Annotated in this window: 2 protein-coding genes; both read right to left on the bottom strand. The window is 55.1% G+C overall.

Annotated features, from left to right (window positions below; genetic code table 11):
- Positions 1 to 295: 295 nt before the first annotated feature.
- The gene (locus BLP93_RS16465) at positions 296 to 706 is read right to left on the bottom strand and encodes a hypothetical protein (RefSeq protein ID WP_092124008.1); all 411 of its coding nucleotides are present in this window, start codon (positions 704 to 706) and stop codon (positions 296 to 298) included.
- 722 nt (positions 707 to 1,428) lie between these two features.
- A partial coding sequence (locus tag BLP93_RS16470) for a glycosyltransferase family 4 protein (protein WP_139163047.1) occupies positions 1,429 to 2,464 on the bottom strand: 1,036 nt, incomplete at its 5' end.

Genomic DNA, 2,464 nt, shown 5'->3' on the forward strand with positions numbered 1-2,464 from the left:
TTTTTCTTTTTCGCCTTCATAGTCACTCCAAAATCAGTGATTTTCGACCGGCTTAATACATAAATACTGCAGTAACTGGTCGAAAATGTACTACAAAATAGAAAACATATCAAACAATTCTAGGTAGTTGATCTTTTTCCAGGGCAGACTACATTAGCTTCCTCTTTTTCGCCACGACCCCTCTGCATACTATCAAACTGCTCGACTGTCCGACAGAGTCACTGAATCACCGGCCCCCCTGGAGCATCGCGACTCCCCATGAGTAGATACGGCAACATCGACGCGGCGAGCACGATCAGCCCGGCCACAATTTTGAACGATGCCGCAACCCGGTCCCGAAATTGCCCACGGCCACGCCATAGACCAGGACGAGGGACAGCAGGACCAGCACCGTTCGAGCAACTGGGTCGGCCCAGATGATCTTGCGGTTGCGCCAGAGCAGGGCCGCCAGGGCCATGTACAGCAGGCCGTCGGCCAGACCGATGAGATGGCGGGGGTCGCTGATGTCCCAAGGAAAGGGTGAAAAGAAATATACCCAACACGAAGAGGGGCTTTCCAGATAATCTCTGCGGGGGAGTTCGGGACGACCCAGTCCGGATAACTGGCTATACTTTGGCTGGCGCGAGGCATTTTTGAGTGAGCCGATCCAAGTCAGTGAGAGAGGAAAAATTGCCCAGCTTGGGTACGCTGTAATCAGAACCGACATACCACGAACAGGTTCCGAACAGCACCAGGATCACCAGCACGGACAGAATTCGTAATCGCATATTGCAAAGCGACTGCCAGCACGACCGGACATGTCGGGCAGCGACAAGTGCCAGAAAGGCCGGGATAGTCACGAAGATGGCGCCGTGGAAGAATCTGGCCATTGTAAAACCGAAGGCGAGCAGAAAAGGCTTGACGCTTCGCCGCCGCACCCAACACGCTACTCCCAGCAACCCCAGAAGCGTAAAAAGACGACATACGCCTCGCGCAAGGTCAGGGCTGAGTAGAGAATCAGTGTGGGAAACAAAGCCGTTGCCTAAACCGCCTTGATCGCGGCACGTTCTCCCCAGAGTTCTAGTGCCAGCCGCCAGGACAGAAAAACGCTGACGATTCCGGCCAGTAAGCTTAAACATTGAGCCAGCAGGGGACTGCGGTCTGTAAGGGCGTAGACAAGGCTGATGACCCAGGAGGTGTAGTAGGAGTATGGCCCGGGATAGGAGAAAAAAGCACCTCACAACCATATCCAGCGCAAGGCAGGATGGCGCAAGGCCAGGTACAGCGTGACCGGGGCCACACAAGCAGGCCCCAAAAACCAAGAAAGTGCTCCAAACCCTCGCCTCACTCTAAACAGTCATATCACCGATTCATCGTCCACCCGTATTTCCACCGATTCACCATCTTACCCGTCCCAGCATTCCAACATTTACTCAATCTCCCAATCCCTCAATCCCTCAATCCCACAACATCCTCATAAAGCCCCTCATACCTCTTCACCACACTCCCCAACTCATACCGCTCCCTGACCCTTTCTCTCGCGGCCCTGCCCAACTGCTTCCGCCCTTCACCCCCCATCTCCACCAACTCCCTGATCGCCCCGGCCAAGGCATCCGGATTCCTGGGCGGCACAATCCGGCCCGTATCGCCGACGATATCCGCGCAATCCCCGACATCCGTGGCCACGCAGGGCACCTCGCAGGCCATGGCTTCACCCAACACGTTGGGGAAGCCCTCGCCAACCGATGACAAGCAAGCGATATCCAGTCCGGTTGTAATCGTCGGGATATCATCCCGCGGCCCCAAAAGGAAAAACCGGTCTTCCACTCCGGCGTCCCTGATCCATCCAGACAACTGCGAATTCTTCGCATCAACGCCATTGCCGCAAAGCACAAAACAGCAGTCGACGCCCCATTCTCTCAACAACCCCGCCGCCTGGACAAGATTCCGATGATCCTTCTGCGGATCAAAGCGGGCCATCATGCCGATTAGCAAAGTATTTGGCCCCATCTCCCCACCGACAGACTGATTCACTGACTCACCGATTAACCGATTCACCATCCGCCGCCCTTCTTTGTCCGGCCGGTATGCATCCAGGTCAAACCCATTTGGAATGACCAGCAACTTTTCCTGGTCGTAGCCAATGGCTTCATGTATCTGCCTGGACGCTTCGGAGCAGCACACAATGCGCCGGGGAATTCTTCTGGAAAGCAAGGCGCACACCTTGGCGGTCCAAAGGGTTGTTTTTTTGTTGTCCTTGGGATCAAGATTGGAATGCCGAATGTTCCAGATAACAGGCGTTTTTCCAGCCATCCTTGCGGCCAGCCCGCCCAGCAGGTCCGCATGGTACATCCAGGTCTGGATGACATCCGGCCTGATTTTTCGGATCAGTTGTTTCAGCTTCCAGATGCCCCTAGGATGAGGAACTCCCCGGCGCATGCCCATGAAGTAGACATTAACGCCAGAGGCGTCTAGTCTTTTCCCT

Origin of the sequence: Desulfonatronum thiosulfatophilum (assembly GCF_900104215.1) — a bacterium.
In the GTDB taxonomy this organism is placed as follows: Bacteria; Desulfobacterota; Desulfovibrionia; order Desulfovibrionales; family Desulfonatronaceae; genus Desulfonatronum; species Desulfonatronum thiosulfatophilum.

Coding starts and splice junctions, on each gene's coding strand:
- BLP93_RS16465 (WP_092124008.1), bottom strand. CDS start 706: ATGTCGGTTCTGATTACAGCGTACCCAAGCTGGGCAATTTTTCCTCTC.